Origin of the sequence: Nonomuraea sp. NPDC048892, from assembly GCF_040649735.1 — a bacterium.
Classification (GTDB): domain Bacteria; phylum Actinomycetota; class Actinomycetes; order Streptosporangiales; family Streptosporangiaceae; genus Nonomuraea; species Nonomuraea maheshkhaliensis.
The window spans coordinates 13,819-16,104 of record NZ_JBEZFZ010000048.1 but is presented as its reverse complement, the minus strand read 5'-3'; the positions used below and the strand labels follow the sequence as shown (position 1 = coordinate 16,104).

Genomic DNA, 2,286 nt, shown 5'->3' with positions numbered 1-2,286 from the left:
CAAGACCCCTTTTGCTCACGTTGCCCAGTGACGTTCTCGGGGCGGGCGGAAATGCCGCCGAAACGAAATTCAGCGGATCAGTGAATCGGTAGATCGGTGAATCTGTGAGTCGGCGAATCGGCGCGGAAAAACGGGCGGGGTGGCGAAAGTGCGCATCACCGGCCCGAGCAGTGCCGTTTTCGCCACGGCCCACTATGGCCTACGCCTCGGCGGATGAACAATGCCGCGCATTCCTCCCGCCCGCCCGAGGCGTTCAACTGCGCCGGAGCCGCGGTTGAACGCCTGCGAAAGGCCCGGGGAGCCCGGGAGGTCGGGGAGGACAGGGAGGCCAGGGGAGGCTCAGTCGCCGCCGGCGGCCGTCATGACGGCCGCGGCGGGCGTCTCAGACACAGCGGGCGTGCCGGGCGCGAGGGGCGCGTCCGGTGTGTCCTTGGGGTCCCGCAGGCCGAGCCAGTCCAAGGCGTCGTCGAGGTCGCCCGTGGCGCGGATGGCCGCGCGTTCCTCGTGCGTGAGGAAGCCCTCGGCCACCACGTGGTCGAGCATGGCGATCAGCGGGTCGAAGAAGCCGCCTTGATTGATCAGCACGACGGGTTTCTCATGGAGGCGCAGCTGGTTCCAGGTGGCCACCTCCATCAGCTCGTCCAGCGTGCCGAGCCCGCCGGGCAGGACCGCGAACCCGCTGGACAGGCGGTACATGAGGGCTTTGCGCTCGTGCATGGACCTGACCACGTAGATGTCGCCGCCGGCGAGGTCCGGCTGCTCCCGTTCGTACAGGTGGTGCGGGATCACGCCGGTCACGGATCCGCCGGCGGCGGTGACGGCGCCGGCGACCGCGCCCATGACGCCGAGCCCGCAGGCGCCGTAGACCAGTCCCGCGCCGCGGCGCGCCAGGGCCTCGCCGAACTGGCCGGCCACCTGGAGATACCGTGCGTGGGCGCCCGCGCGGGCGCCGCAGAAGACGGCGATGGACCTGCCCTGAGATGATGCTCTGCCTGCCATGTTCGTCTCCAAGCGTCAGTTCGCGTATCTCTCGTCGTAGCCGAGGACCGACTGCAGCAGCACGTTCGCGCCCGCGATCAGGTCGTCCCCTGCGCTGTGCTCCTCGGGTGCGTGGCTGATGCCGCCCCTGCTGGGCACGAAGATCATGCCGATGGGTGCGATGCGTCCGATGACCTGCGCGTCGTGGCCGGCGCCGCTGGGCAGGGTGAGGTGGCTCAGGTTCAGGCTCTCGCTCGCGGCCGCGATGACGTCGCGCAGGCCGAGGTCGCAGGAGACGGCCGGCACGCTGTTCTGGCCGGCCACGTCGATGGCGGTGCCGGTCCTCATGGCGATCTCCAGGATCTCGCCTCGCAGCCGCGCGGCGGCCTGCCGCATGGCGGACTCGGACACGTCGCGCAGGTCCACCTGCATCGTGACGATCCCGGGCACGACGTTCCACGCGTTGGGGGCCAGCGAGAGCGAGCCGACGGTGGCCACCCGCACGGGCCCGTTGCGGCCGGCCAGGTCGCGCACCGCGAGGATCACCTGGGCCGCCGCCACGAGCGCGTCCTGGCGAAGCTCCATCGGCGTGGTCCCGGCGTGGGAGGCCTTTCCGCGTACGGTGACGTCGAGGGTGGAGCGGCCGGTGATGGCCTCGACCACCCCGATGCGGACGTTCCTGCTCTCCAGCACCGGCCCCTGCTCGATGTGCAGTTCGAAGTAGGCGGCCACCTCGTCCGCGGCCCAGACGGCCTGGTCGAGCCGGCCGGGGTCGCCGCCCATCTCGGTGAGCAGGTCGGCGACCGGCCTGCCGCGGTCGTCGGCAGCGGCCAGGTCGGTTTCGTCGAGGGCGCCCACCATCGCGTGCGCGCCCCACATCCCCCTGGTGCCGAACGCGCCCTCCTCGTTGTTGAACGCCACCACGGCCAGCGGGTGCGACAGGAGGGTGCCGTGCTCGTCGAGCGCGCGAGCGACCTCGACGGCCGCGAGGACGCCGTACGCGCCGTCCAGGGCGCCGCCGTTCGGCACCGTGTCGATGTGCGAGCCGAGCATGAGAACGGGCAGGTCCTGGCGCTGTCCCGGCCGGTATCCGATGATGTTGGCCGCGCTGTCGATCCGGGTCTGGAGCCCGGCCCCGACCATGAGGTCGTGCACGAGCTTGCGCCCGCGCAGGTCCTCGTCGGTGAAGGCGAGCCTGGTGACGCCGCCGTCGGCGGTGGCGCCGATGGCGCCGAGGTCGCGGATGGCGGCCAGCAGCCGGTCGCCGGCGATCCGCAGCGTGCGGCCTGGCCGCCTCGTCACGCTGTC

Annotated in this window: 2 protein-coding genes; both read right to left on the bottom strand. The window is 71.6% G+C overall.

What is annotated here, in order from left to right; all coding sequences use genetic code 11:
* Positions 1-339: 339 nt before the first annotated feature.
* Positions 340-999: a TIGR00730 family Rossman fold protein gene (locus AB0C28_RS54330; protein ID WP_357863299.1), complete on the bottom strand. Its 660-nt coding sequence runs from the start codon at positions 997-999 to the stop codon at positions 340-342.
* Between the two features lie 15 nt (positions 1,000-1,014).
* Positions 1,015-2,280 carry a Zn-dependent hydrolase gene (locus AB0C28_RS54325; RefSeq protein ID WP_358085092.1) on the bottom strand — a complete coding sequence of 422 codons (1,266 nt, stop codon included), beginning with the start codon at positions 2,278-2,280 and terminating at the stop codon, positions 1,015-1,017.
* Between the last annotated feature and the right edge of the window lie 6 nt (positions 2,281-2,286).

What these genes read in the sequence shown, in the direction of transcription:
- AB0C28_RS54330 (WP_357863299.1), bottom strand. Translation starts at nt 999, where the DNA reads ATGGCAGGCAGAGCATCATCTCAGGGCAGGTCCATCGCCGTCTTCTGC.